General features: G+C 40.1%; 22 protein-coding genes and 1 pseudogene. 15 read left to right on the top strand and 8 right to left on the bottom strand.

The genetic code is table 11. From position 1 onward, the window contains the following. Positions 1-463 precede the first annotated feature (463 nt). From pheS to OW157_RS02140, 6 genes and pseudogenes are all read left to right on the top strand, one after another. Positions 464-1,420, top strand: a pseudogene (gene pheS, locus OW157_RS02165) (phenylalanine--tRNA ligase subunit alpha); the annotation flags it as partial. A 7-nt stretch (positions 1,421-1,427) separates the two neighbouring features. Further along, complete coding sequence (gene pheT, locus OW157_RS02160; protein ID WP_268751690.1) at positions 1,428-3,857, top strand: phenylalanine--tRNA ligase subunit beta; 2,430 nt, start codon at positions 1,428-1,430, stop codon at positions 3,855-3,857. Positions 3,858-4,138: 281 nt separating this feature from the next. Continuing rightward, positions 4,139-5,587, top strand: a complete 1,449-nt coding sequence (locus OW157_RS02155) for a gluconokinase (RefSeq protein ID WP_268751689.1) — start codon at positions 4,139-4,141, stop codon at positions 5,585-5,587. A gap of 69 nt (positions 5,588-5,656) precedes the next feature. Beyond that, positions 5,657-6,634, top strand: coding sequence for a phosphate acetyltransferase (gene pta / locus OW157_RS02150; RefSeq protein WP_268751688.1), 978 nt, complete (start codon positions 5,657-5,659; stop codon positions 6,632-6,634). 86 nt (positions 6,635-6,720) lie between these two features. Further along, a complete protein-coding gene (gene tsaE, locus OW157_RS02145; protein WP_268751687.1) occupies positions 6,721-7,185 on the top strand; it encodes a tRNA (adenosine(37)-N6)-threonylcarbamoyltransferase complex ATPase subunit type 1 TsaE in 465 nt (154 codons plus the stop codon). Positions 7,186-7,215: 30 nt separating this feature from the next. Next, complete coding sequence (locus OW157_RS02140; protein WP_268751686.1) at positions 7,216-7,713, top strand: GNAT family N-acetyltransferase; 498 nt, start codon at positions 7,216-7,218, stop codon at positions 7,711-7,713. A 158-nt stretch (positions 7,714-7,871) separates the two neighbouring features. On the opposite strand, the gene OW157_RS02135 is transcribed toward OW157_RS02140, so the two are convergent. After that, positions 7,872-8,114, bottom strand: coding sequence for a TraX protein (locus tag OW157_RS02135; protein ID WP_268751685.1), 243 nt, complete (start codon positions 8,112-8,114; stop codon positions 7,872-7,874). 158 nt (positions 8,115-8,272) lie between these two features. On the opposite strand from OW157_RS02135, the gene murB reads away from it, so the two are divergent. The 4 genes from murB to OW157_RS02115 all read left to right on the top strand — a co-directional run bounded on the left by murB (position 8,273) and on the right by OW157_RS02115 (position 12,043). Beyond that, positions 8,273-9,187, top strand: a complete 915-nt coding sequence (gene murB / locus OW157_RS02130; protein WP_268751684.1) for a UDP-N-acetylmuramate dehydrogenase — start codon at positions 8,273-8,275, stop codon at positions 9,185-9,187. 167 nt (positions 9,188-9,354) lie between these two features. Continuing rightward, the gene (locus tag OW157_RS02125) at positions 9,355-10,989 is read left to right on the top strand and encodes an ATP-binding cassette domain-containing protein (protein ID WP_268751683.1); all 1,635 of its coding nucleotides are present in this window, start codon (positions 9,355-9,357) and stop codon (positions 10,987-10,989) included. A gap of 17 nt (positions 10,990-11,006) precedes the next feature. Beyond that, positions 11,007-11,723: an AzlC family ABC transporter permease gene (locus OW157_RS02120; RefSeq protein WP_268751682.1), complete on the top strand. Its 717-nt coding sequence runs from the start codon at positions 11,007-11,009 to the stop codon at positions 11,721-11,723. Then, positions 11,723-12,043, top strand: a complete 321-nt coding sequence (locus tag OW157_RS02115; RefSeq protein ID WP_268751681.1) for an AzlD domain-containing protein — start codon at positions 11,723-11,725, stop codon at positions 12,041-12,043. The genes OW157_RS02120 and OW157_RS02115 overlap by 1 nt, the downstream gene beginning before the upstream one ends. A gap of 62 nt (positions 12,044-12,105) precedes the next feature. Here the strand turns inward: OW157_RS02115 and fni are convergent, their stop codons facing one another. The 4 genes from fni to mvk are packed head-to-tail and all read right to left on the bottom strand — an operon-like array spanning position 12,106 to position 16,264. Beyond that, a complete protein-coding gene (gene fni / locus OW157_RS02110; protein WP_268751680.1) occupies positions 12,106-13,170 on the bottom strand; it encodes a type 2 isopentenyl-diphosphate Delta-isomerase in 1,065 nt (354 codons plus the stop codon). Continuing rightward, entirely contained in the window at positions 13,163-14,287 is a 1,125-nt protein-coding gene (locus OW157_RS02105; RefSeq protein WP_268751679.1) for a phosphomevalonate kinase, read from the bottom strand. The genes fni and OW157_RS02105 overlap by 8 nt, the downstream gene beginning before the upstream one ends. Continuing rightward, positions 14,280-15,281: a diphosphomevalonate decarboxylase gene (gene mvaD / locus OW157_RS02100; protein ID WP_268751678.1), complete on the bottom strand. Its 1,002-nt coding sequence runs from the start codon at positions 15,279-15,281 to the stop codon at positions 14,280-14,282. The genes OW157_RS02105 and mvaD overlap by 8 nt, the downstream gene beginning before the upstream one ends. A gap of 26 nt (positions 15,282-15,307) precedes the next feature. After that, on the bottom strand, positions 15,308-16,264 hold the full coding sequence (gene mvk, locus OW157_RS02095) for a mevalonate kinase (RefSeq protein WP_268751677.1): 957 nt from the start codon (positions 16,262-16,264) through the stop codon (positions 15,308-15,310). 189 nt (positions 16,265-16,453) lie between these two features. On the opposite strand from mvk, the gene guaA reads away from it, so the two are divergent. Further along, positions 16,454-18,013 (top strand): glutamine-hydrolyzing GMP synthase, encoded by a 1,560-nt coding sequence (guaA, locus tag OW157_RS02090; RefSeq protein WP_268751676.1) that lies wholly within the window; start codon positions 16,454-16,456, stop codon positions 18,011-18,013. A 65-nt stretch (positions 18,014-18,078) separates the two neighbouring features. Here the strand turns inward: guaA and OW157_RS07610 are convergent, their stop codons facing one another. Beyond that, the gene (locus tag OW157_RS07610; RefSeq protein ID WP_417882747.1) at positions 18,079-18,258 is read right to left on the bottom strand and encodes a tyrosine-type recombinase/integrase; all 180 of its coding nucleotides are present in this window, start codon (positions 18,256-18,258) and stop codon (positions 18,079-18,081) included. A gap of 21 nt (positions 18,259-18,279) precedes the next feature. Here OW157_RS07610 and OW157_RS02085 point away from each other — a divergent pair, with 21 nt between their 5' ends. Continuing rightward, the gene (locus OW157_RS02085) at positions 18,280-18,606 is read left to right on the top strand and encodes a hypothetical protein (protein WP_268751675.1); all 327 of its coding nucleotides are present in this window, start codon (positions 18,280-18,282) and stop codon (positions 18,604-18,606) included. 997 nt (positions 18,607-19,603) lie between these two features. Beyond that, the gene (locus OW157_RS02080; RefSeq protein WP_268751674.1) at positions 19,604-21,127 is read left to right on the top strand and encodes a phytoene desaturase family protein; all 1,524 of its coding nucleotides are present in this window, start codon (positions 19,604-19,606) and stop codon (positions 21,125-21,127) included. Positions 21,128-21,289: 162 nt separating this feature from the next. Here the strand turns inward: OW157_RS02080 and OW157_RS02075 are convergent, their stop codons facing one another. Continuing rightward, positions 21,290-22,705, bottom strand: a complete 1,416-nt coding sequence (locus tag OW157_RS02075) for an alanine/glycine:cation symporter family protein (protein WP_268751673.1) — start codon at positions 22,703-22,705, stop codon at positions 21,290-21,292. Between the two features lie 254 nt (positions 22,706-22,959). Between OW157_RS02075 and OW157_RS02070 the strand changes: the two genes are divergently transcribed. Continuing rightward, on the top strand, positions 22,960-23,835 hold the full coding sequence (locus OW157_RS02070; protein WP_268751672.1) for a phytoene/squalene synthase family protein: 876 nt from the start codon (positions 22,960-22,962) through the stop codon (positions 23,833-23,835). Positions 23,836-23,853: 18 nt separating this feature from the next. Further along, positions 23,854-24,285, top strand: coding sequence for a GNAT family N-acetyltransferase (locus OW157_RS02065; protein ID WP_268751671.1), 432 nt, complete (start codon positions 23,854-23,856; stop codon positions 24,283-24,285). 64 nt (positions 24,286-24,349) lie between these two features. Here OW157_RS02065 and OW157_RS02060 read toward each other — a convergent pair whose 3' ends face one another. Next, positions 24,350-25,087, bottom strand: a complete 738-nt coding sequence (locus OW157_RS02060; protein ID WP_268751670.1) for an alpha/beta fold hydrolase — start codon at positions 25,085-25,087, stop codon at positions 24,350-24,352. Between the last annotated feature and the right edge of the window lie 13 nt (positions 25,088-25,100).

The following is a 25,100-nucleotide window of genomic DNA, read 5'->3' as shown; positions in this document are numbered from 1 at the left end:
AAAAAGTTGACCCTTTAGAGAAAAATGGTTAAAATAGTGAATAAATGACGCTAACAGAAACGGATAATTGTTAAGGATTGGTTTAGGGAGTGGTATTACCAACTGCAAGTACCACCTAATCTGACAATTATTTTTCACTTCTCGAGTCGACATCGGGAGAGTTCGCTCAAAAGATGTTCCGGTGGTTCCGTTACAACTAGGAGAGTGCTAGACCCATTTTAGGGTTTAGAACTAGGGTGGTAACACGACAATTTCGTCCCTTGGGACGTTTTGTCGTGTTTTTTGTTTAGTGAAATTAGTTAGATAACAATAGAAGAGCTGTAACTCGTCTTGTAGACAATGTCTGCATGTAGAGTAGATAAAGGAGCGTATTATGGATATTATTGCAGATTTAGAAGCCATTAAGGCGCAAATTGATCAAGAGATTGCTAGCATTAATGATTTAGAGGATGTCAAAAAAATTCGGGTAAGCTACTTGGGTAAAAAAGGGCCGATTACAGAAGCCTTACGAGAAGTTAAAAACCTGCCAGTAGAAGACCGTCCTAAGGTAGGAGCCTACGCCAACAAAATGAAGGCAGCCCTTGCGGATCAATTAACGGTTAAGGAAGAGGAGTTGGCGGCCGCAGCTATGCAAGCGCAATTAGCAGTCGAAGCCATTGATGTAACCCTGCCCGCTGAAGAAATACAATTAGGTCGTCCCCATGTTTTAAACCAAGTAATGGAAGATATTGAAGACCTCTTTATAGCAATGGGATATGAAGTGGTTGAAGGGCCAGAAATTGAATCTGATTATTATAACTTTGAACGGATGAATTTACCCAAAGACCATCCCGCTCGCGATATGCAAGATACCTTCTATATTAATCCAGATGTACTTTTGAGAACCCATACTTCACCTGTTCAAGCACGGACCATGGATCAGCATGATTTTTCTTCTGGACCATTAAAAATGATTAGTCCTGGTAAGGTTTACCGACGCGATGACGATGATGCCACCCATTCCCATCAATTCCACCAAATTGAAGGCTTAGTGGTTGACAAAGATATTAAACTTTCTGATCTTAAAGGAACCTTGGAATTATTTGCCAAGCAAATGTTTGGTGAAGACCGTGAAATTCGATTACGTCCTTCTTATTTCCCTTTTACTGAACCGTCTGTGGAAATTGATATTTCTTGTTTTAAATGTGGGGGACAAGGTTGCAATATTTGTAAGGGAACCGGTTGGATTGAAATTTTAGGTGGCGGAATGGTCCATCCTAATGTTCTCGAAATGTCGGGTATCGATAGTCAAGTCTATTCTGGATTTGCCTTTGGATTAGGACCAGACCGAGTCGCTATGTTGAAATATGGTATTGATGATATTCGACATTTTTATCAAAATGATCTCCGTTTCCTCGAACAATTTACTGAGAAAGGATAATGACTAAATGAAAATTTCACAACAATGGATTGATGAATTAGTACCGGTTGGCGATATTTCTGCGGATGAATTGGCAGAGAAAATGTCACGAACAGGGATTGAAGTCGATGGCGTTGAAAATATTGGTGCTGGCCTCAAGAAAATTGTAGTTGGTCATGTTGAGAGTGTTGACCAACATCCTGATGCCGATAAGCTTCATGTTTGCCAAATTGATGTGGGGCTCGGTGAACCCTACCAAATTGTTTGTGGTGCGCCTAATATTGCTATTGGTCAAAAGGTCATCGTGGCTCTACCTGGATCGCGTATCAAGGACAATGTCAAAATCAAAAAAGGTAAATTGCGAGGCGTGGAATCAAAAGGAATGGTCTGCTCATTAGGGGAGTTAGGATTTTCTGAAAATGTTGTTCCCAAAGCCTACGCCGATGGGATATATGTCTTACCACAAGACGCACCAGTTGGAGATTCTGTTATTGATTATTTGGCTTTGGATGATCCTATAATTGAATTAGATATCACCCCAAATCGAGCAGACGCCTTATCGATGCGAGGAACCGCTTATGAGTTAGCCGCTGTTTATGATAAACAAGTATCTATGGACCATGTTCCTACTAACGATTTTGCGGATAGTGATTTAGGTGATGCTTTAAGACTAAGTATTGAATCAACCAATCAAGTGCCTGCTTATTATGCTTACTTAGTTGAAAATGTCCAAGTCAAAGAGAGCCCATTGTGGATGCAAGTCCGTTTAATGAAGGCTGGTATCCGACCACTAAATAATATTGTTGATATTACTAACTATGTTTTACTTGAATATGGTCAACCCCTCCATGCCTTTGACTATGATAAGTTAGCCAATAAAGCAATTCACACACGAATGGCTAAGGATGGCGAAATTCTTAAAACTTTAGATGAGGTTGAACGTAAACTATCTAGCGATGACATTGTTATCACTGATGGCGAAAATCCTGTGGCCTTAGCCGGAGTAATGGGTGGTTTCGATACAGAAATTTCTAATGATAGCCATAATGTACTTATTGAAGCTGCTTGCTTTAATCCTTCCAATATTCGGAAAACTGCTCGTAAGTTCGGTTTACGATCAGAATCAAGTCTACGTAACGAACGAGGAATTAACCAGGCCACTATTGCTGAAGCCGGTGCTTACGCTGCACAATTAATGGCTGAATACGCAGGTGGGCAAGTTAATCCAGGACGTGCTAGTGAAGACCACTTGGATTTAACACCCATAACAGTGACAGCTTCTCTTGACTATATCAATGGCCAATTAGGAACTCACTTAACTTTCTCTGAAATTGAACAAGTTTTTGCACAATTGGATTTCCCGATGACCGGGAATGCTGAACAATTTGTTGTGGAAGTTCCTAGTCGTCGTTGGGACATCAGTATCCCTGCCGATTTAGTGGAAGAAGTGGCTCGTATTTATGGCTATGACAAAATTCCTGCTAGTCTTCCTGCAGTAAAAGCCAACCACATTGGTTTAACTCCATGGCAAAGTTTTAAACGGCAAAATAACCGTCAAATGCAAGCCTTAGGATTTGACCAAGTGATTGCTTATTCATTGACTAGTGCTGACAAGAAGGACCACCTGCCTAGTGGCGACCGACAAGCGGTTGAATTAGACTTCCCCATGTCAGATGACCGACGTTATATGCGGACTAATCTTGCCCAAGCTCTTTTAGATGTGGCCCAATACAATACTGCTCGGCAAAATAAAAATGTAGCTATTTACGAAGTGAGTCGTGTTTTTTCATGGCGGCAAGATAGTGAATTACCAGAAGATGAAACTCATTTGGCAGCAGTTTGGACAGGAAATAAAGCGGATAAAACCTGGGATAGTCCAGCGCAAAGTTTAGACTTCTACGATATGAAGGCCGTATTGACTACTATCCTAGATAAGTCAAACCGCAAAGCGACTTATTTTTTCCGTGCTAAGGAAGATTTAAAGGACATGCATCCGGGGCAAACAGCAGAAGTTTGGGCGCATCAGGACAATCAAGACTTTTACCTTGGTTACCTAGGCAAACTTCATCCTAGTACAGCTGATGATTATGATTTGAAGGATACTTTCCTTTTCGAAATTTCCTTAGAAACTCTCTTTGGATTAGAAGAAAAAGTCGTCACCCAATCGCCACTACCTAAATATCCTGGTTCAAGTCGAGATATTGCTATGGTAGTTGCTGAAGAGGTGACTCATGCAGATATCATTGCAACGATTGAAGAAGCCAGTCAAGATCACTTGCACGCTATCTATCTCTTCGACCTTTACCGTGGTGAAAATATTGGTTCTGGTAAGAAATCCATGGCTTACCGTCTTGATTACTTAGACCCAGAAGCGACCTTGACTGATGACCGCCTTGCTGAAGATGTTGATAAGGTAACTCAAGCGCTTGAAAATCAACTCAATGCGGAAATTCGTTAATGAAATGTGAACTAGACTAGAAGATAGCGACAAACTAGCAAAGACTTCTGAAAATCAATTAAGAGATAAAGTTCATATATTATTATGAGGCTAGGATTTTGTCCTAGCCTCATTTTTCTAGAGAGAAGTTCTATTTTGTGAGAATGCGCACACAATAAAGTGTCTTAGTGCTCACAATCATCACTATGTCCTAGTTTTAGCGGAAAAATTGTACAAGAACTCACTATTTACTGTACAATTTGATAAAACCATCCAGCCAAAACACAGAAAGGAGCAGATTTTTGACCTATCATTATGTCATTGATATCGGGACGACTTCTATCAAACTAGGCGTTTTTACGAGTCAAGGTCAGGGGCCATTAGTTACCTACCATCGTGATAATCAATCCTTTTCCCAAGTGCCAGGTCGTCATGAGCAAAATCCAGATTTTATCTTAGAACAAATTAAGGTACTAATCGCCAAGACCAAGTCATCCTATCCTGTAAATAAAATTGTCTTTTCTAGTCAGATGCATAGTTTGATGATTACAGATTCGACATTTACCCCTTTGACTAGATTACTGACTTGGGCTGATCAACGAGCTGGTGATTTGGCTTTACGCTGGCGGCACAGTCAGAAGGGCCAAAATTATCAAAAATTAACTGGTACTCCTCTGCATGCTATGTCCCCCTTAGCAAAGTTAGCCTATTTTCGCTTACACCAAGCTGAACTTTTACAAACAAGCAATTACATTATGGGGATTAAAAGTTATATCATTTATTCTCTCACTCGTGAATATGTTTGTGACCAATCTCTGGCGTCAACTACAGGTTTATACGCTAGTGAAACTGGGCACTGGGCAGCAAGTATTCTAACTGATTTAGGTATTAGTGAAAGTCAGCTTCCCACAGTTAAAAAATTAGCTAGCAGTTATCCTATTAGCTCAAAAGTAGCTCAGGAACTCGGAGTAAAAGAATCACTAGAAATTGTCTTAGGTGGGGCAGACGGTACTTTAGCTAATTTTGCTTATTTAGAACAAACCACATCTTATCCTTTGTTATCCTTTGGGACTTCAGGCGCTGTTCGTTTGAGTCAAGGAAATTTTGTCGTGGATGAGCTTGGACAATATTTTACCTATATCTTAGATGATGATGGTCATTATTTACGTGGAGCGCCATTAAATAATATGGGAAATGTATTAGCTAGACTTCACCAAGAAGCTTATAGCCAATACAGTTTTTCCACCATGCTAGACCAGCTTTTAGCACAAACGAGCCAACAACCAGGACCAGAAATTTTTCTGCCCTATTGTCACGGTGAACGCGCGCCGTTTTGGAATGCGCGATTAAAGCCTGGCTTCTATGATATACGGCCCACAACACGTCCTAAAGACAAGCATCGTGCAGTAATAGAAGGTATCTTTCTTCAGCTGCGCTTGGTTTTAACAGGATTGGAAAGGGAAATCAAGTTAAAAGATAAGAAATTACTGGTTAATGGACGAATTTTTACTCACCCTGGTATGGGGCAGTGGTTGGCTGATATTAGTGGCTGGACCATTGAAGTTCTTGATGTGGGTGATGCTAGTCTCTTGGGCGCAAATCGTTTAATAACTGGTGTCAAAGCAGATGTCTCTAGTGGCCCACAATATTGTCCTCATCCAATTAGTGCCCAGGCTTATGATAAAAAATTTCACCGTTTTGCCGAACTAGCGCAAGCCTGCCATGAAAATAGTTTAAGTGACATTATTTGAGGGCTTGATGAGACAAATGTAATTTTTTGTAGTATCATAAATATAACAAGTTTAGGAGGAATTTATTGTATGACAATGTTTAGCGATTTATCTGATAAGATTAAAGGCAAGAATCTTCGAATTGTCTTCCCAGAAGGTTATGATGAACGTATTCAAGGTGCAGTTGTACGTTTGAAGTCAGAAGGCTTAGTGGAACCTGTATTGCTTGGTAACCCTGATGACTTAAATCAGAAAGCTAAAGATAGAGGATTTAACCTAGAAGGAATCGAAATTGTTGACCCTAATAACTATCCTGATTTCGACCAAATGGTAGCTGATTTTGTGGAACGTCGTCGCGGTAAAGCTAGTGAAGAACAAGCCCGCGAAATCTTAACAGACGAAAACTATTTCGGTACCATGCTTGTTTACCAAGACAAAGTAGATGGTCTTGTATCTGGCGCAGTTCACTCTACTGGAGACACTGTACGTCCAGCCTTACAAATTATCAAAACTAAACCAGGGGTATCATTAACTTCCGGTGCTTTTATTATGATTCGTAATGAAGCAGAAAAATATGTTTTCTCTGACTGTGCAATCAACATCAATCCTAACTCACAACAATTAGCTGAGATCGCTGTGGAATCAGCTAAGACAGCAGAAATGTTTGATATTGATCCAACAGTTGCCTTGCTAAGCTTCTCATCTAAGGGTTCTGCACATTCTCCTGAACAAGAAAAAGTTGAGGAAGCCACGAAAATTGCCAAAGAATTGGCCCCTAATTACCAAATTGATGGGGAACTACAATTTGATGCAGCCTTTGCTCAAGATGTAGCGCAAAAGAAAGCCCCAGAATCTGACGTAGCTGGAAATGCCAAGGTATTTGTCTTCCCAGAAATCCAATCAGGTAACATTGGTTACAAGATTGCTCAACGTTTGGGTGGTTTTGAAGCCATTGGTCCGGTTCTTCAAGGGATGAATAAACCAGTTTCTGACCTTTCCCGTGGTTGTGTGGAAGAAGATGTTTACAAGTTAGCAATTATTACTGCTAACCAAAGCTTGCTTGATTAATTTTTCACTCAATTTTCTTGTAAAAGTCTGTAGGCAAGGGGTGCTTGCTTGCAGACTTTTTTAACGAAGTAAAAAGGAGAAAGGCTATGGAATTTAAAGTATTATGGCAAGATGAAGAGTCAACCCAAGGATTCGCACAATTATTAGCCGCTTGTGTTCAAGCGGGTGATATTATTTGTTTAGAAGGGGGCTTAGGTGCTGGGAAAACAACCTTCACTCGTTATTTCGCCCAGGCTTTAGGGATCAAACGGCCTATTAAGAGCCCAACCTATACGATAGTTCGAGAATATACTGAAGGCCCATTAGCTTTCTATCATATGGATGCTTATCGTTTAGAAGAAACTGGAGCTGACGATTTAGCTCTAATTGAATATTTATCTAGGCCAGGTGTTAGTGTAATTGAATGGCCACAATTTATTGCTGAAGATTTACCTGATGATTATTTATGGTTAAGTATTAGTAAAACAACTAGTACTAGCCGTGAAGTCACTATAAAAGCTTTTGGCCTGCGTGGAGAAGAATTATTAGCAGCAGTGAAGGAGCGCTATTAATGAAAAAAAGAACAAATTGAAATAACTGTGATGGATGGGCGGCCTCGTGATGCTAAGGCGCTCTTAGACTTCTATAAACAAGTAGGTGCAGAAACAGATTTTCTTGATTTTGGCTCAGAAGGTCTAGGGATTAATCAAGAGCAAGAAACACGATATCTTAAGAGTTTAGAGACTTCTGATAATAATCGTCTATTAATTGCCCGCTTGGGAGACGAAATTATTGGAGTGGCTTCAATAGGGGCTGAATCCAAGGAAAAGGTTAAACATGTGGGAGAGGTAGGTATATGCATCCTGCAACGTTTTTGGGGTTTTGGTTTGGCCCAAGTTTTGTTGGATGACCTCTTTGATTGGGCCAAAGAAGAAAGTCCTTTAACCCTGATCCGTTTAGAAGTGGCTGCAGATAATATCCGGGCCATCAAACTCTATGAGAAATACGACTTTGAAAGATTAGGAAAGTTGCCTAAAGCCATCAAACTTGGCCATGATTATGCGGATACGCTTATTATGTTTAAAAGTCTTGAAGATTAACCAAAAGAGGCTGGGATAATGAAAGGCCCCCTGTCAAATAGACAGGGGGCGGTTCACAAAATTCCCAACCTTATTGTTATTATCGGAACATTTATGTCTTAATTAAGTACCAAGCGAAAGCTTCTGTTCTTAACGACTTTTGTCGCACCCTGCTTGACTTAGGCTTTGAAGAAGGCTAGGTATACCATCAAAAGCCATAAAATAAAGTTGATACTAATTAAGGACCAACGCCAAGCGTTGTTTTTTTCGTTTAAGGCGAAGATAATCCCGATTACGGGAATAACAAGGGATAAGATAGTATTATAGACGGTGACATGATCAATCGGTCGAGAGAACTGTAAACCAGAATAAACGAGGGTCAAGGCCACCATCATTAAAGCATTACGTCTTATTTTGCTCATGGAAATATCCTTTCTAAATCATAATAATTTAATTTTAGCACAAAGCCTGCTTAAAGGCTTGATGAAAAACTTTATGTCTATGTGCAAACATTGCTTTTGCCCCAAAAAACCATTATACTTAGTAATTGACGATTCAACAAAGTTAGGAAAGATGACCAATGAATTTAAAGTATTTAAGCGAGATATTTCCCGAATCCACAATAAAATATAATGAAGCAATGGCCAATTACTCCTACACTAAAACAGGAGGGCCAGCGGATGCCTTAATTTTTCCTGAAAGTGCAGAAGAAATTATGGCTATTATCCGCTACGCTAACCGAGAACACATTCCTGTTATGGCCCTAGGTAATGCTTCTAACTTGATTATTCAAGACCAAGGAATTGCTGGGATTGTCATCATGTTGACAGCTATGACAGCGATGTCAGTTTCTGATCAAGAATTAACTGCTCAATCTGGGGCTCGAATCATTGATGTGTCGCGTTTAGCAGCTGATGCCGGTTTAACTGGTTTGGAATTTGCTTGTGGCATTCCTGGTTCTGTGGGTGGCGCTATCTACATGAATGCAGGAGCCTATGGTGGTGAAATTTCTACCGTAGTCAAAGAAGTCCATGTAGTGACATTAGCCGGTCGGAAAGCAGTTTATACTCCGGAAGAATTAGACTTTGCTTATCGGCATAGTGAAATTCAAGCGAGCGGAGACATTATTGTATCAGTAGTATTTTCACTAGAGAATGGTGACCAAGAAGCCATTCGCCAAAAGATGGCTGAATTGACTTATTTGCGCGAGTCTAAACAACCCCTCGACTTACCTTCATGTGGCTCAGTATTCAAACGGCCAGAAGGGCATTTTACGGGCAAATTAATCCAAGAAGCGGGTCTACAAGGCTACACTGTAGGAGGCGCACAAGTGTCTACTAAGCATGCCGGTTTTATAGTGAACATTGGTCAGGCAACTGCTAGTGATTATTTAGCGGTTATTCACCATGTTCAAGAAGTAATTTGGCACAAAAATGGTGTTCAACTTGAACGCGAAGTGCGTATTATCGGTCGAGATGATACATCGTCTGTCTAGGATTAAGTTGTGACTACGGTTACGACTTTTTCTTATGGAAATTTATTGAGCTTTATTGAGCAATCTTGACTTTAAAAATTTTGAATTTTAGTTATAATTAAGAAAAACACTTAGTGTATTTATCGTTTATTTGATGCAAAAATCTTGGGGAGAAAGAAGGTGTTGTGATGGCTGAGCCGTGGATACAATTTAAAAATTGGTCCTTCATCTATGAAAATGGGTATGCCCCTGCTCTACGTGATATCAACCTCACACTGTACCGTGGAGAAAAAGTGTTAATATTAGGGGCCAATGCCTCAGGTAAGTCAACCTTTGTACGAGCATTAAGCAATCAGCTAGGACAAGGTGCCTTTCAAGGCCACTCAGATGGTAAAATCATCCGGTTTGGTAAAGACATGACAACAATTGACGGAGACCCCCTCGTTTCTGCTGTTGATCAAGCAGAAGAAAAGGAAGCCACTGTCATGGATAAGATAGATTGGCAAACTTTATTACAGGGTAAAGATCCGACAGCACAAAACACTAATCTAAGTATTAGCCAAACAGAGATTTATCGGCTAATTAGTCAGGCTAACTATGATGATTCTGTTTTTATCTTTGATGAACCCTTAGCCAACTTATCCCCACAAACTGGCGAAAAATTTTTGGACTTGATGGATGATGTGGCCCATGCCAAGCAGGCCTCCATTGTCTTTGTCGAATACCGCCTGGAACAGATGCTATACCGACCAATTGATCGAGTGATTGTACTAAATGAAGGTTGGGTAGTGTTTGATGGTCAAGTGGAGGCCTTACTCAAGAGCGAGATCCTCCATACTTTCTTTATTCGAGAACCCTTATATGTAACCGCCATGCGTTATGCTGGCTATCCTCTTAATCAGGTGGCTAATATCGGTAATGTCAATCACATTTATGCCCCAGGTTTAAAGACCAGTATCGAAAAATGGATGCTATCAGTACCTAATTTTCTCTATCCAGAAAATGATACAGAGTTAATATCCTTTTCCGGGGTATCCTATCAGTATCCAGAACGTGAACAGGCCACGATTAAAGGCTTTGATTTAACGCTCAATAAAGGAGAGATTGTTAGTGTTCTTGGCGGTAATGGGGCAGGGAAAACGACCTTATCTCGCTTATTAAGTGGCCAATTCATTCCCAACCAAGGTCAAATCTCTTGGAAGAAGGAAACATTAAATCACGATAATCTTTCAGCCTTTCGTAGACGAGTTTCTTATATTCCCCATGACCCATGGGAAAAATTAGCTCCAACTACGGTAGCTCAGCAACTACAAGCGTCGGGTTTAGCATTTGGCATGTCTGAAGATCAAGTTCAAGAATCAATGATGCGTAGTTTAACCGCTCTTGGTTTACAATATGCCATCGATTTTCCAATTGAATATTTGAGTTTTGGCCAGCAGAAGCGAGTCTTGTTGGCCCAGGCGCTAATGTTTGACTCTGAGATATTAATTATAGATGAACCCACAGAAGGGCAAGATTATTATCATTACAATGAATTAATGCAATATATTTATACGATTGCCCATGAACATCATATTTTGGTCATTATTAATACCCATGATATCGATTTAGCGTTAGAGTTTAGCCACCGTAGTTTGGTTTTAAGGGATGGGCAATTGCTAGCCGATACGACGCCTATTCGTGTGGCAGTGGATCCCCTTTTGATAAAAGCAGGAGGTCTACGCGAATCTAGCTTATATACCTTTGCCAAACAAATCCATTTACTAGATCCCTATAATTTTGTTAAGAAATTTACCAATTATAACCGTGCAGTTAATCAATAATGTAGAGGTGGTGGCTGATGACTGATTTAATTCGCAATGGTCTCAAGGATGCTTGGCCAATAATCGCAGGATACCTTCCTATTGGCTTAGCCTGTGGACTCTTATCTGCTAAGGCTGGTATGACTTGGTGGCAGATTGCTTTGGTATCTGCCACGGTCTATGGGGGTTCAGCCCAATTTATGGCGGCCTCTTTACTTTTGTCAGGTGCCAAATTTTTGGAAGTATTTTTAATTATTATCCTCTTAAATTCCCGGCATATTTTATTGACCTCGTCTTTATCAACTTATGTTCGCACAGATAAGCTAAGCAAGCTAGCAAGCTTAGGTATGCTGACTTCCGATGAAAACTATGCCTTGAATGTGGTTCGTTTTAAAGAGGCACAAGCAGGTAAACGGCACTGGACGATTGACCAGGCGTTAACATTAGCCGCACTAACTTATTTATCATGGCTGATTTTTACTGTCTTAGGTGCCTTTATTGGCCAATGGGTGATGCTACCTGATGTGGTGACTAATTTTGTGCTGATTGCCTTATTTATCGCCTTATTGGTGCCAGAACTACAAAATAGAGAGACAATAAAGGTGGCCACTTTGTCGCTTTTTTTATCAATTGTATTAATGATTATCTTTCATCATAGCTTGGTGATTATTGTCGCTTCACTCTTAAGCCTAGCCTTGGTTTTTTACCAAGATTACTATCGCACCACCCGTCATGATAAAGGGGGGTGGTCTTAATGACTATTGGCCTTTTAATTTTATTGGCGGGGAGTGTTTGTATTTTAATGCGAGTCTTGCCAATTTTATTTATGCGCCGCTTGCAATTATCTCCGCAAGTATTAAATGCTTTTCATTACTTACCGATTATTATCTTTACTGCGATGATTGCGACAGATATATTCTTTTGGCAGGGGAATTTTTCCCTAAATATTTTGACAAATATTAAGCTTTTGCCTAGTGTATTGGCTGCCTGGATGGCCTATAAGACAGGTGATATCACTAAAACAGTTTTGGCTGGTCTAGCTTTGATTACTATAATGTATGTCGTTTTTGTTTAATTATATAGTAAAAACCCATCCTCAGTTCGCCGGTGAGAGCAACCAAGGATGGGTTCATTTTTTTAAATTGATTTTTTGTGTGACCGCTGGCTGAGTTGGCTGATGTCGATATGTCTTTGTTGGGTCCAATTATAGAGTTCAGGACTGATGACTAGGTCAGTGTTCTGTAAGTCAGCGATTTGGCTGGCATCTAACATTAGCATGAGCAATTTAATTTGCTCTTCCCATTCAGCAACCTGTTCAATTGCTTGGTCAACCCCTAGATAGAGGATTTGACGAAGAAATTCGCCTGACATGGCCACCGCTTTTGCTCCTAGAGCCAGGGCTTTAACCATATGGAGTGGGTTTTTAATACCACCGGATGCAACAATATCTAAACAATCTTGATAGGTTAGGGATTCTAATAGAGAAATGGCGGTTGACTGTCCCCAGTCTTCCATGAAAGCATAGTTTTTCCCAGGTCGGCGGCTATTTTCAATAGTCGCAAAATTGGTCCCCCCATAGCCAGAAATATCCACCGTTTTTACCCCGATATCATAGAGTAAGGCTAAACTTTCTTGACTCATCCCAAAGCCCACTTCTTTAACCATAACAGGGACGTCAAGTCCATTAACGATTTCATCAACATGGTCAAGAAATTCTGAAAAGTGGCGATCTCCTTCAGGCATCACGATTTCTTGTGGGATATTGAGATGGATTTGAAAGGCGTTGGCCTGGATTAAATCCACTGCTCGCTTAGCATTTTCTAAACCATGGTTGGCACCTAAATTAGCTAAAACAAAACCATCCGGGTTAACTTCTCGTACAATCTTGAAGGAATCAGCAACATTAGGATCCTTTAAAGCCGCAGAGATGGAGCCGGGTGCCATCATGAGTCCCGTTTCTTTGGCTACCATGGCTAATTGTTTATTGACTTGTTTGGTCCATTCACTTCCTCCAGTCATCGCATTGATGTAGAAGGGAAGGCGTAACTTATGGCCTAAAATTTGTGTCTGTGTATCAATAGCTTCAATATCTTTGTGAGAGAGGGAGTGATGGACAAAACGGATTTGATCAAGTCCGTTTTCCTGGCGGTCAAATTGTTTGGCAGCTTCATTCACATGATCATCTTTACGGTTACTAGTCATAGTATGCTTCCTCTCTTTCGTTAGGTTTTAATTTTAAAACAGTAAGTCCAGCTTCTTGCCAATCTTTTTCAACTTGAAACTTGCTTTGCAGGTCGGGGCTAAAGGCTAATGCACAATCGCCTGCTCCGGCCCCAGAAATTTTAAAGACGGTATCCTTGCCTTGACACAGACGCTGAGCAAGGTCAAAGCTAGAGGTATGGTAGATTTGTTGTTGATTTGCTCGGTAGTGCGAAATGTTTTGGTAATTGGCTGCTAGGGTGCTTTTAAAGTTAGACCAGTCTTTTTCATTTATCGCTTGGACGATTTTATTGACCTGCCGTTGGGAGTCTTTCTTAAAGCCTGTATCACTGATTGCTGATTGGCTGTTTGTAGATTGGGCAAGTAACGATTCAGTGTCAGCTGGACTTTGTGACCAAACAATACTGACTTGCCAATTTTCTGGCCAGCTGAGTTTTTTAATGATTAGCCCCGGCCAGTCCTGCTCTATTAACCTAGCCAGATCATCTTTACTTTCAATTTTGGCCAAATGCTGATTAAACCAATTACGATCAAAATTTTGGTAGTGGGTCAGGCTACCGGTGATTTGACAAGCCACATCCCCCAAGGACCCTCGCATTCCTAATTTGCTTTGACTGATTGCTATGATCTTAAACAATAAGTTTTGGTAGTCTTTTTCTGACAAGTATGCTTTTAATCCGTTGTGTTGAGCCAAACAGTCAGCTACCGCAACCGATACTGCGCCAGATGACCCTAATCCAATTTTGCGACCAGATTGATCATCGAGTCGGGAGCTGATAGTTAACTTGAAGGCTTGGTGATTTAGCCTATTTTTACTTTGGGCATAGTTAGTTATGGTTTCTATGACTGACCAAATGAGTTTAAATTTGTCAGCAGCTGGGTCTGAACTGATTACTTGGCCTTGGTCGTTGAAGCTCCAATGAATGGGATGCTGGCATTGGTTAGTAATGAACTGGTAGGGCCCTTGCAATTGGCATTCTAATTGGGCGGTCAAATGACTTGAGACCGCCATAAGAACAGCAGGCTGGTAGGGAGAGACAACAGCATACTCACCAGCTATAAAGAGTTTGCCCGGAGCTTGTGAGATGATTTTAGTCATTATTATCATACGTCCATTCGGAAAGTATTTGGATTGGGCCACCAGGTAAAGTTGAAATAATTTTCTCACTAGCAAAATATTGGCCAAGCGCCTCTTCGATAGCCGTCATTTGGGAAGCCGGACACAAAATCTTGACATTAGGGCCGGCATCAATAGTGTAGTAAACATCATAACCTGCTGCTCGTAAGTCCTGTACAGCTCGAATAGCCGTTAGGGTTTCTTCTTCAAAATAAGTAAAGGGAGGGTTAGCTGCCAAAGTAGTGGCGTGCATCCGCATCGCATTGGCTTCAGCAATTTGTCCTACTGTTGTAAAGTCGCGTTGGGCAATGGCAGTTTTTATCTCATCTAAATCTTGCCGGGATTGTTTGACCCATTCCTCATAAAATGGGGAAGTTGCCAGTGTATGGGCCATCCCTTGGCGTGAAGAAATTTTCTTGGCGCCTTTGTTGACGGCGATAACTACCATGCCGATATCCCAATTAGCAGCATCAATGGGAATGGCCATAGAGTTTTCTGGACTAGAACCTTGTGACCATTCGACAAAGCCACCAAAAATTGACCGTGTGGCTGAACCCGACCCTCGTCTAGCAAAACGTGATAATTGGCTGTCTGTAAGGTCTAAGTCAAGGGCTTCACGGCAGGCACCAGCTAAGGCAGCATAGGCTGAAGCCGAGCTAGCTAAACCAGCAGCAGTAGGAACATGGTTATAAGAGGACACTTGGGCCCGATAATTGACACCACTTAACTGACGGAAATGGTCCAAGAAACGGGAGATTTTATCCCTTTCCGCCTTCTCTTGTTCCTGTCCGTTGAGAAAGAACTGATCTTGGTCAAGTTGTGCTTGAAAGGACACCCGAGTGTCAGTATAAAAGCGATCTAGGGTCAAAGACAGGCTAGATGATGTAGGCACAATATTGACGGGATCACTTTTTCCCCAATATTTGATTAAGGCAATGTTGGTATGAGCACGACAATAAGCTTCCTTAATTGACATAAGCATCTCCTTTGTTGGCGTAATTATTAAGAGGAAAAGGGAACTTGCCAAGTTTTGATGGCTAGGCCCTTCTCAACAAGTTTTTGGCCCAGGCTAAGGGCTTGTTCTTGGCTTTTGGCTAAGGCGTAGTAGCAACCTCCACGTCCGCCACCAGTCATCTTAGCGCCACCCGCACCTAATTGACAGGCCATGCTGACTCCATAGTCCAGTTCTGCTGATGAAACTTGCAAAGCTTGCAAGTCATGATGAGCTTGGGAAACAAGTTGGGCCATAGATTCAAAACGTTGTTGGGCTTTATCTAGAATTAATTGGTCTTTGAATTGGTCTACCAAGTCGCCCAAATGGTGCAAATAGTAATTAACAGCTTGCGAGCGGGTCGGATGCGGGGAGTCGTGTTGACTTTGCAGATCCGCTACTGCTTGCTTGGTGTTACCAATAATGCCGGTATCAGCGACAACCAACCAATAATCCGTGGTAAAATGAAAGGCTTTAAGGGCTTGTCCCTTGGTATAGAGTAAAGGCTTAGCAAGGGCGGCTAGTCTAGCATCTAGGCCAGATGGATTACCGTGACAAATAGTTTCGGCGAAATCAGCATAAGCCAGCAGGGTGTCTGTGTCCAAGTTTGCTTCGATGAAATCATAGAAGGCCCGAATAATAGCGCAAGCCACGGCGGCCGAAGACCCCATGCCACGTTCAGCAGGAATCGAGCTCATGACTTCAATATGGAGACCTAGATTCTGGTCTAGCTGATGGTCACTTAATAATTTAGCAATAAGTTGGCTGACATTGGCTAAATTACTAGGCACTTTGGCTAGTGGGCCAACATAGAGTTGGCTGTCCAACCAATGTTCGCCATCAGAACTATTAATTTTTGCGGTAATCTCAGCCCCTTTAAAGGGAAGAGCGATTGAGGGATAGCCATAGACCACACTATGTTCTCCCATGAGTATAATCTTTCCATAAGCTTTTCCAATTCCAGTCATTAGTGTCTTTCCCCTCTCTATTGCATCCCTTTAATTATAACGAAATTACCGCCATCTGGCATTAGAAAGTACTTATTCTTTGCAAATTTTTAGATTATAGTCTGAGGTGACGCTTTCATAGGAATGAGACTAGTATTTTTGCCACTTCTTTGTTAAAATTTCACTATTATTAGAAAAGGGAGCGATGAAATGAAACCATTGGAACAAATGGAACAATTAGAAAAAATAATTGTTCTAGATTATGGGAGTCAGTACAACCAATTGATTACTCGTCGGATTCGGGAATTTGGCGTGTATTCTGAACTTTTGTCTCATAAATTGACAGCTGATGAAATTATGGCCCAAGGAAATGTTAAGGGAATTATTTTATCTGGTGGACCTAATTCTGTTTACAATGAAGGATCCTTTGATATTGACGAGAAAATCTTTGATCTTGGCATTCCTGTTTTAGGAGTTTGCTATGGGATGCAATTAATGACTAAGAAATTTGGTGGTTGCGTTGAGGCTTCTGATAAACGAGAATATGGCCAACAAGCCTTAACCATTACTGAATCGCAATCACCAATTTTTGCTGGTTTAGAATCGGAAGAATTGGTTTTAATGAGTCATTCTGACCGCATCACTGAAATTCCTGGTAACTTCAAAATTACCGCAACTGCACCTAATTCGCCTGCTGCGGCCTTTGAGAGTGAGGACCAACAGTTCTTTGGTTTCCAATTCCACCCAGAAGTCCGTGCCTCTGTTCATGGTAATGATATGCTGAAAAACTTTGTCTTCAATATTTGTGGTGCCCAAGGTGACTGGTCGATTGCTTCCTTTATCGATTTAAAAATTGCTGAAGTTCGCGAATTAGTAGGCGACCGTAAAGTTTTACTAGGCTTGTCAGGTGGGGTGGATTCCTCAGTAGTCGGTGTCCTACTGCAAAAGGCGATTGGCGACCAATTAGTTTGTATCTTTGTAGACCATGGTTTACTCCGCAAAGGAGAAGCGCAACAAGTTATGGATTCATTAGGCGGTAAGTTTGGTTTGAACATTATCCCAGTGGATGCCTCTGAGCGTTTCTTAAATAAATTAGCTGGCGTTTCTGACCCAGAACAAAAACGGAAGATAATTGGGAACGAATTTGTTCGCGTTTTTGACGACGAAGCCACTAAGTTAGATGGTATTGATTTTCTAGCCCAAGGTACCTTATATACTGATGTCATCGAATCAGGAACCGATACTGCCCAAACTATTAAATCCCATCACAATGTTGGGGGACTACCAGAAGACATGCAGTTCGATCTGCTAGAGCCTTTGAATACCCTGTTCAAAGATGAAGTTCGAGCAGTAGGTACTGAATTAGGCATGCCTGATTCTATTGTTTGGCGTCAACCTTTCCCAGGACCAGGACTTGCCATTCGAGTGATTGGTGAAGTCACCGAAGAAAAATTAGCCATTGTACGTGAATCTGACGCTATCTTGCGTGAAGAAATCAAGGCAGGCGGCTTGGAACGTGATATCTGGCAATACTTCACTGTCTTACCTGGTTTTAAATCAGTTGGTGTTATGGGGGATGTACGTACTTATGACTATACAATCGGTATTCGTGCCGTGACTTCAGTTGATGGGATGACTTCAGAATGGGCTCGTATCCCATATGACGTTCTTAATAAGATTAGTCAACGTATTGTTAATGAAGTTCAACACATAAACCGCGTCGTCTTAGATGTTACGAGCAAACCACCTGCAACAATTGAGTGGGAATAATTGCAAAAATGGCTATAAATATTGATGTGTCAAGGTTTTAGTACGAGGTAAATAGTAGATTGGGCTTAAAATGGGCTTAATTTATTTAAAAGGTCTGCAACTTCTTTGTCTGCTGTGTTCCACAAATGGCTATAAGTATTGAGTATTGTTTGGATATCTTTATGTCCTAGTTTTTTTTGGATGGCTTTAGGCTGCACTCCCTCTTTTATTAGTAAGCTGGCATGACTGTGCTTAAAATCATGCACACGAATTTTAGGTAAATTTGTATGCTTAGTTATTATATCCAAAGAGATATTTATGGAGAAGGGACTGCTTTGCGCAGTGCATCTAACCCGAATATTATCCAAGATTATAAAGATTTAGGGTATACAGATATTAGTTATAGTAAATGGAATATATTCAATTATTCTCCTACGAGAGCAAAGAGAGTTTCAGCGGAGGTAGCGTCTGCCATTATTGCTACTTTTGGAGGTGCAAATATCGGTCATTTAATAACTGTTATTGATATTGCAGAAAGTATTTTGCCTCCTGAAGCAGAAGTATGGGCTTCAAATACAACACGTAATATCTTAGTAAAAGCTTCTTCTGGCTAAGAGGTGGTTATAGGTCAAGAAGTTAAGATTAAATATTATAGTGATGCAAAAAGAAATAATTTGATTGATCAAAAAAATACTGTTATTTGGAGGGGATAATTAAAAAGAAAGAGATGATGTCATCTCTTCCTTTTTATATTTTCTATTATTTCGTTTACAAAATATATAATTAATAAAATTGAAAAGAATATTTCTACTTTTCTAGTATCAAAAAAACAGAAGATAATAACCCGATTATACTAATCCAAAAATAATAGGGTTTTAATTTTTTCATAAATGCCCCTCCTATAGTAAATAGCAAAATCAAAAAGTCAATAATCATACATATCAAAATAATAATAATGTAAATTTGTGTTTTATCTCGTTTCATAGTATTATACAAGTAAGATATAAAGGGTAAGGTGCGAACCCCTTTGCCCTTATTGTATTGGCAGTTTGACGATTTCGAGAATAGTTTTTATTACGTTGATAATTGCCGTTACCAGTAAAACACGTTCTCTTCTGTCAGACTGCTTTTTGTCTTTCCTACTTCATTTCCTCATCTTCCTATATACTTGTTATACCACAATTGTGTTATAAGTCGATAAAATTTAAGAACTTTTTTATAAAAAAGACAGGAATCTTATGCTTTTGATTTGGACTCCACTTATTTAATTATTTAAGTTACAGTAATAGGTGGAATTAAAGATTTTTTGATAATAAAATCGTTGATATCTCATCATTCATAACTTGGTGTCACTTTAATTCAATTGAATGGAAAAATTCAATAAGTTCTCAAATAATTACACAGGAAGTGAACAGCTTCCTGTTTTTTTCATTGTCTGAGAGTAAGTAATTAGGCATTATGTCATTAATATCGATTGGCAAGATAGCTTATTTTTATTGGGATTTCGCTAGCCCTTACAAGCGGAATAGTCTGTCTCTAGACAATAATTGTTAACTTGCCTATACTATGATAGAGTAATTCAAAATCTTATATAGTTAGGTGACTAAGAAAATGTGTAATATTGGGGATAAAGAGGAAATTATTGTAGTCGGGGCAGGAATTGCTGGGCTGTCAGCGGCTATTGTATTGCAGCATTCAGGCTACCAAGTAACGATTTATGAACAAAATATGCAGCCTGGCGGTAAAATGGCTCGAATTGAAAAAGATGGCTTTACTTTTGATGTGGGGCCTACAATTGTTATGATGCCGGAAGTCTTTGAAGAAGTATTCCAAATGGTTGGCCGTGACCCAGCAGATTATGTGGACATACAAGCGCTAGACCCATTGTATGATGTATATTTTTCACCTGGATCGACAGATTCTAGTCGTCATTACTCTATTCCTAGTCGTTTGCAAGATATGATGGCCTTGGTGGAGTCAAGAGGGTACGACTCGGCTCAAGGGTTTCTCCACTATTTAGCGGATATATATGATCGTTATCAAATTGCTAAGGACGATTTCATTCGTCGGCCTTTCCGCCATAAGCGTGATTTTTATAATCCTTATATGATAAAACAAGCACTGAAGTTAAAAACATTTGATTCTGCAGCCAATATGTTGGCAGATTATATTCCTGATTCTGACTTGCGAGATATGCTGGCTTTTCAAACCTTGTATATTGGAATTTCACCTAAAAAGGGACCTTCTCTGTATAGTATGATTCCCATGATTGAGTTACTTTATGGGGTACACTTTATCAAGGGTGGTATGCATGAAATGGCTCAGGCGATGGCAAAATTATTGATAGAGTTAGGTGGTACCATTCATTATGGCCAAAAAGTAAGTGAAATTGTTACTGATGATGATAAAGTCACTGGCATTATTGCCAACGATCAATTTATTGCCGGTGATTGTGTTATTTCTAATGTAGATTTTCCAACGACGATGGCGCACTTAATTAAAAATCCTAAGGCACGTGGGAAATACACACCAGAAAAAATAAATAAAATGGACTATTCTTGTTCTTGCTTAATTTTTTATTGGGGGATTAAGGCAGAAGATTTACCGTTAGAAGTCCATAATTTTATTATTTCTGATGACTTAGATACAAATATTACGGAAATTTTTTCAGGTCAGCGACTTAAGGATCCTTCTATTTACCTACATATTCCATCACTGGCGGATTCAAGTTTGGCCCCTCAAGGACACCATGCATTTTACACCTTGATTCCAGTTCCCGCCTTAGATGTCGCTGAAGATGATTATCGACAGTCAGCGACCTTAGCTTATTACCGAGACAAGGCCCTGCAAGCCTTGAGTGCTTTACCAGGACTTGAGAATATTGCTTCACAAATTGTGAGTGAGACGATAATGGCACCCAATGACTTCGAAGCACAGTTTGGTGCTTATTATGGGGCGACTTTTGGCCTGCAACCGACATTATTACAGTCTAATCATTTTCGTCCCCAAGCTAAGTCCTTAGCATGTCAGGGTTTATACTTTACTGGGTCATCAACTCACCCGGGAGCAGGTGTACCAATTGTTATTGAAAGTGGTCGTATTTGTGCTAAAGAGGTCATGCGCGATTTAGAATAAAACTTAATTATTAATAAAAAGAAGCTAGACCTTGTGTCTAACTTCTTTTTTCGCTTTCTGTGCATAATGACCTGGTTATAGTGCGTGGTAGGGTAGATTGTGCGCATAATCCCACAAGTCAAGTGAAAGAGGCTGGGACTTTTTTGTCCCAACCTCAATTGCTTATTTCCAATAATCTAAAGTGCTATCATCTAAACCAATATTCTTGGCGTAGAAAGTAGGATTTTGTTTGCGTTGTCTTTGTTGCTTATAGTCTTTTAAGGCAGCCAAGGCAGTTTTGGATAAGATTAAAATAGTTGGTAAGTTAATTAATGCCATGATTGCCATTAAGAGGTCAGCGATTAACCAAGCTGCACTCGCTTCTTGGATAGCCCCTAAGAAGATAAGCAAAACGCAAAAAGATCTAAAAATGATCATAAAGCGTCTACTTGGCATCTTACCAAAAATATAATAAAGATTGTTATCAACGTAATAAAGATTACCGATAATAGTGGTAAAACCAAATAATACAAGCGAAATTGTAATAAATAAGTTGCCGTATTGGCCTAAAACAGTGGATAAGGCAGCTTGGACGTAAGGCGCACCGGCCAAGCTAGGATCTGGTGCAATACCAGAACTTAGACACATAAAGGCAGTGGCTGAACAAATGATGAGGGTATCAATAAAGACGGACATCATTTGTACTAAACCTTGTTTTACAGGATGGGAAACATCTGCAGCAGCGGCAGCATTGGGTGCTGATCCAATCCCTGCCTCGTTAGAGAAGAGTCCACGTTTAATCCCATAGACAAGACTAGAGCCAGCAATTCCTCCTGAAATCGCAGTGAAATTAAAGGCATCTGCTACGATATGTTTTATGATTTCAGGCAAGATAGTGATATTCGTTAGGGTCATAAATAAGGCCACAGCGATATAAATAATTCCCATAAAGGGCACTAAGAAGGAGGTAAATTGGATAATACGTTGGTTTCCCCCAAACAAACAGTAGCCAGTGACTACTGCTAAAATTAAACCAACAATATATGGGGTGACGCTAGCATCGAAAAAGGAATAGACTTCAAAACTATCACGTAAGTTAAATGAGGCCAGCATATTAAATCCAACAGCATAGGTTAAGATTAAGCAGATGGCAAAAATTAGACCCAGTTTGCGGTTGTGTAGGGCATTTTCAATATAATAAGAAGGTCCTCCGTAACTATCACCAGCTTGGGAGCCTTTCTTATAAATCTGTGCCAAAGTTGATTCAATAAAGGCTGATGCCCCACCGATAATGGCGACTAACCACATCCAAAAAACGGCACCATAACCTCCTAAACAAATAGCTGTGGAAATACCCACAATATTTCCTGTTCCCACACGAGAAGCCGTCGAAATCATTAAAGCTTGGAAGGAAGAAACAGAGTCTTCACCTTCTGGCTTTTCGAAGATGGTATGCAAGGCATCTTTGAAATTAGCAATTTGCACAAATCCGGTTTTAAAGGTGAAATATAAACCGACGCCAATAAGTAAGAGAACCAAGACAGGAAAATAGATAAAATCATTTATTTTTGATAAAAAATCAATAATTACTGTAAACATCATAAGACTCCTTGTGAAAATTTTACATTGATTATATCATAAAAAATATGCAATTTTCGGACAATTTCGTCGCCTAACACTTTAACCAAAATGGCTAAATGATTTTTCATTCATGCTAAGTGCACCAGTCAATTAGAGATAAGAATGGCAAATAATTGTCATTTAATTCTGACTATGATAATCTTAGCGAAATATGAAGAAGCCTTAGCTAATAATTAATAGGCTAAGGCATTTGAGCAAAGGAAAGGTGTCTTATGTTGGAGGAGTCTTATCAGGCAGCGATTAGCATCATGAAATCTGCTTCCAAAAGTTTTTATGCCGCGTTTAAGCAATTACCCCAGGAACGCTTTTATGCAGTGGCCGCTGTTTATGCCTTTTGTCGTTGGGCTGATGATAGTGTCGATGAAGCAAGTAATGATCAAGAAGCAGAAGAGAATATCAGTCATTTGGAAGCCTATATTATAGGGGAAAATGAAATTAATGAAGATTGGCAAGCTGCCTTTGAGGATAGTCGGCGCCGTTTTCAGATTCCTAACCAAGCCTTCCTTAACCAGTGTCATGGTCAACGCTTAGATTTAGGCTTTTCCGCTATGAAAAGTCGTGAAGATTTGATTAACTATTGTCGTTATGTAGCGGGCTCTGTAGGTGAGATGCTAGGGCCAATCTTAATTGCCGAAAATCATGATAACCAGGACCCCAAATTTCATCAAGCCGTGATTGATTTAGGAATCGGTATGCAGCTCACTAATATCTTGCGGGATGTGGGTGAGGATTTAGCTAAACTAAATCGGATATACTTGCCAAAAGACTTATTGTCTGACTACGATTTGGATGCCATTAGCCTTCGAAAGATGCAAAATAATCCCAAACAAATTTCCAGCAATTATCAAGCTCTAATAGAAGAAATCATGTCATGGTCATCAGATTATTACGCGACGATCGAAGAAAATAGTCATTATTTTCATCCCAATTGTCGGTTGGCAGTCCTAGCCTCAGCGCGTATTTATCACGCGATTGAAGATGAAATTCGTCAACATGGTTACAATAATCTTAGTCGCCGAAATTACACCTCTAAACTCAAACGTTTACAAATTATCAGTCAGTTAAAGTCGGAATTAAATGAGTTTTAAGCAGAAAGAAGGATAACAATGACGGTAAAAGTAGGACATAATCCTTATTTACGCGCAGCATCAGCTTATATTCGTTATCAAGTATTTGTACTAGAACGTGGCATCCCAGCTGCAGAAGAATTTGATGCCAATGATTTACCTCAAACGGTGTACGCAGTGGCATTTTCAGGTGATCAGCCCTTAGCCACGGCGCGCCTCTTGAATGCATCAGATAATCAGGTAAGGATCACTCGTGTAGCCACCTTAAAGGCAGCTAGGGGAAAGAGCTATGGCCGCCAAGTGGTGGAAGCCTTGGAGCAAGAAATTAAAGCTCAAAATTACAAGAGCATTGAAATTCATGCCGAAATGGATGCTATTCCTTTCTATGAAAAGTTAGGCTATCAAATCAATTCCGAGATCTATTATGAAGATGGTCAAGCTTGTCAATCTGTTATTAAATATGTTGAATAAAAAACTGGGTGGGGCAAAAGGCCCACCCAGTTTTTTGTTTTCTAATTTAATGTTAAGGCACACACTAAAAATGTTCTTTGAAGAAGGCTTGAATTTTGTCCATAGTGGCAATGGTCACTAAATGGCCAGTGTTTTCAGAAATAAAGTGAATTTTTTGGTCAGGATGTTTGGCAACAAAATCAGCAATGGGGGCATAGGGTACACGCCAATCATTTTGCCCGTGCCAGAATAGAATGGGACGTTGGCCTAATTTTTCGGCTTGACTGGCCAAATCATAATTGGGAATCCAGGCAGTTAAGTGATTATAGTTTTCTGGAAGATGCAAGCCCGCCTGGTGGATATGACCTTTGAGACGTTTTCGATAGGTCAGTAAATCAGGGGTCCCCATTATACATGCCGCCACCTTTATTTCAGGATGATGAGTTAAGAGGGCACAAGTAGTCATTCCCCCCATGGAGACACCAGCAACAGCAATATCATTATCAGCAATTAGATGATGTTTATGGTAATAGGCTAATAGATAGGAAAATTCAAAAAGATTGCCTTGAATGGACTGCCAAAAAGTGAAGGAAGGGATGGGAGACTTTTTCACAAATCGTTCACCATGATTGATAGCATCAGGAATTATTACCCGGTAACCTAGGAAGCATAGCTTTTTAGCGAGGGTAAAATTTAATTCTTTATTGGATTGCCAGCCGTGGTAAAGAATCAAAAGTTTTAGGGCTTGATTGCGTTGGGGATAAGGGGCAAGTTCTAATAAAGGAATATTTCCTACTTGACGGCGCCGACGCGAGAGTTTCATAATGGCTCCTCCT

The sequence above is a fragment of the Aerococcus kribbianus genome (assembly GCF_026805545.1).
In the GTDB taxonomy this organism is placed as follows: domain Bacteria; phylum Bacillota; class Bacilli; order Lactobacillales; family Aerococcaceae; genus Aerococcus; species Aerococcus kribbianus.
Note: the sequence above shows the minus strand (reverse complement) of the source record. Positions and strands in the feature narration are given on the sequence as shown.

Excerpts from the sequence above, each read along its gene's own strand:
- pheT (WP_268751690.1), top strand. The coding sequence starts at position 1,428 with ATGAAAATTTCACAACAATGGATTGATGAATTAGTACCGGTTGGCGAT.
- pta (WP_268751688.1), top strand. The coding sequence starts at position 5,657 with ATGACAATGTTTAGCGATTTATCTGATAAGATTAAAGGCAAGAATCTT.
- tsaE (WP_268751687.1), top strand. The coding sequence starts at position 6,721 with ATGGAATTTAAAGTATTATGGCAAGATGAAGAGTCAACCCAAGGATTC.
- OW157_RS02140 (WP_268751686.1), top strand. The coding sequence starts at position 7,216 with ATGGATGGGCGGCCTCGTGATGCTAAGGCGCTCTTAGACTTCTATAAA.
- OW157_RS02135 (WP_268751685.1), bottom strand. The coding sequence starts at position 8,114 with ATGAGCAAAATAAGACGTAATGCTTTAATGATGGTGGCCTTGACCCTC.
- murB (WP_268751684.1), top strand. The coding sequence starts at position 8,273 with ATGAATTTAAAGTATTTAAGCGAGATATTTCCCGAATCCACAATAAAA.
- OW157_RS02125 (WP_268751683.1), top strand. The coding sequence starts at position 9,355 with ATGGCTGAGCCGTGGATACAATTTAAAAATTGGTCCTTCATCTATGAA.
- OW157_RS02120 (WP_268751682.1), top strand. The coding sequence starts at position 11,007 with ATGACTGATTTAATTCGCAATGGTCTCAAGGATGCTTGGCCAATAATC.
- OW157_RS02115 (WP_268751681.1), top strand. The coding sequence starts at position 11,723 with ATGACTATTGGCCTTTTAATTTTATTGGCGGGGAGTGTTTGTATTTTA.
- fni (WP_268751680.1), bottom strand. The coding sequence starts at position 13,170 with ATGACTAGTAACCGTAAAGATGATCATGTGAATGAAGCTGCCAAACAA.
- OW157_RS02105 (WP_268751679.1), bottom strand. The coding sequence starts at position 14,287 with ATGACTAAAATCATCTCACAAGCTCCGGGCAAACTCTTTATAGCTGGT.
- mvaD (WP_268751678.1), bottom strand. The coding sequence starts at position 15,281 with ATGTCAATTAAGGAAGCTTATTGTCGTGCTCATACCAACATTGCCTTA.
- mvk (WP_268751677.1), bottom strand. The coding sequence starts at position 16,264 with ATGACTGGAATTGGAAAAGCTTATGGAAAGATTATACTCATGGGAGAA.
- guaA (WP_268751676.1), top strand. The coding sequence starts at position 16,454 with ATGAAACCATTGGAACAAATGGAACAATTAGAAAAAATAATTGTTCTA.
- OW157_RS02085 (WP_268751675.1), top strand. The coding sequence starts at position 18,280 with ATGCTTAGTTATTATATCCAAAGAGATATTTATGGAGAAGGGACTGCT.
- OW157_RS02080 (WP_268751674.1), top strand. The coding sequence starts at position 19,604 with ATGTGTAATATTGGGGATAAAGAGGAAATTATTGTAGTCGGGGCAGGA.
- OW157_RS02075 (WP_268751673.1), bottom strand. The coding sequence starts at position 22,705 with ATGTTTACAGTAATTATTGATTTTTTATCAAAAATAAATGATTTTATC.
- OW157_RS02070 (WP_268751672.1), top strand. The coding sequence starts at position 22,960 with ATGTTGGAGGAGTCTTATCAGGCAGCGATTAGCATCATGAAATCTGCT.
- OW157_RS02065 (WP_268751671.1), top strand. The coding sequence starts at position 23,854 with ATGACGGTAAAAGTAGGACATAATCCTTATTTACGCGCAGCATCAGCT.
- OW157_RS02060 (WP_268751670.1), bottom strand. The coding sequence starts at position 25,087 with ATGAAACTCTCGCGTCGGCGCCGTCAAGTAGGAAATATTCCTTTATTA.